General features: G+C 53.6%; 1 rRNA gene. It reads left to right on the top strand.

Annotated elements, in window-relative coordinates:
* Nucleotides 1–1,188, top strand: a 23S ribosomal RNA gene (locus HMPREF3178_RS00010); the annotation flags it as partial.
* Nucleotides 1,189–1,223 lie beyond the last annotated feature (35 nt).

Raw genomic sequence — 1,223 nt, 5'->3', positions numbered from 1 at the left:
GTGAAGTGACTTGCTCATGGAGCTGAAATCAGTCGAAGATACCAGCTGGCTGCAACTGTTTATTAAAAACACAGCACTGTGCAAACACGAAAGTGGACGTATACGGTGTGACGCCTGCCCGGTGCCGGAAGGTTAATTGATGGGGTTATCCTCGCGGAGAAGCTCTTGATCGAAGCCCCGGTAAACGGCGGCCGTAACTATAACGGTCCTAAGGTAGCGAAATTCCTTGTCGGGTAAGTTCCGACCTGCACGAATGGCGTAATGATGGCCAGGCTGTCTCCACCCGAGACTCAGTGAAATTGAACTCGCTGTGAAGATGCAGTGTACCCGCGGCAAGACGGAAAGACCCCGTGAACCTTTACTATAGCTTGACACTGAACACTGGTCCTTGATGTGTAGGATAGGTGGGAGGCTTTGAAGTGTGGACGCCAGTCTGCATGGAGCCATCCTTGAAATACCACCCTTTAATGGCTGGTGTTCTAACGTGGGCCCGTGATCCGGGTTGCGGACAGTGTCTGGTGGGTAGTTTGACTGGGGCGGTCTCCTCCTAAAGAGTAACGGAGGAGCACGAAGGTCAGCTAATCCTGGTCGGACATCAGGAGGTTAGTGCAATGGCATAAGCTGGCTTGACTGCGAGCGTGACGGCGCGAGCAGGTGCGAAAGCAGGTCATAGTGATCCGGTGGTTCTGAATGGAAGGGCCATCGCTCAACGGATAAAAGGTACTCCGGGGATAACAGGCTGATACCGCCCAAGAGTTCATATCGACGGCGGTGTTTGGCACCTCGATGTCGGCTCATCACATCCTGGGGCTGAAGTAGGTCCCAAGGGTATGGCTGTTCGCCATTTAAAGTGGTACGCGAGCTGGGTTTAGAACGTCGTGAGACAGTTCGGTCCCTATCTGCCGTGGGCGCTGGAGAATTGAGGGGGGCTGCTCCTAGTACGAGAGGACCGGAGTGGACGCATCACTGGTGTTCGGGTTGTCATGCCAATGGCATTGCCCGGTAGCTAAATGCGGAAGAGATAAGTGCTGAAAGCATCTAAGCACGAAACTTGCCCCGAGATGAGTTCTCCCTGACTCCTTGAGAGTCCTGAAGGAACGTTGAAGACGACGACGTTGATAGGCCGGGTGTGTAAGCGCAGCGATGCGTTGAGCTAACCGGTACTAATGAACCGTGAGGCTTAACCCTTCAACGCCGAAGATGTTTTGGCGGATTTGAGAGAA

The sequence above is a fragment of the Klebsiella sp. HMSC09D12 genome (assembly GCF_001808475.1).
GTDB lineage: Bacteria > Pseudomonadota > Gammaproteobacteria > Enterobacterales > Enterobacteriaceae > Klebsiella > Klebsiella oxytoca.
The sequence above is the reverse complement of the archived record's forward strand: the minus strand, read 5'-3'. Positions and strand labels throughout refer to the sequence as shown.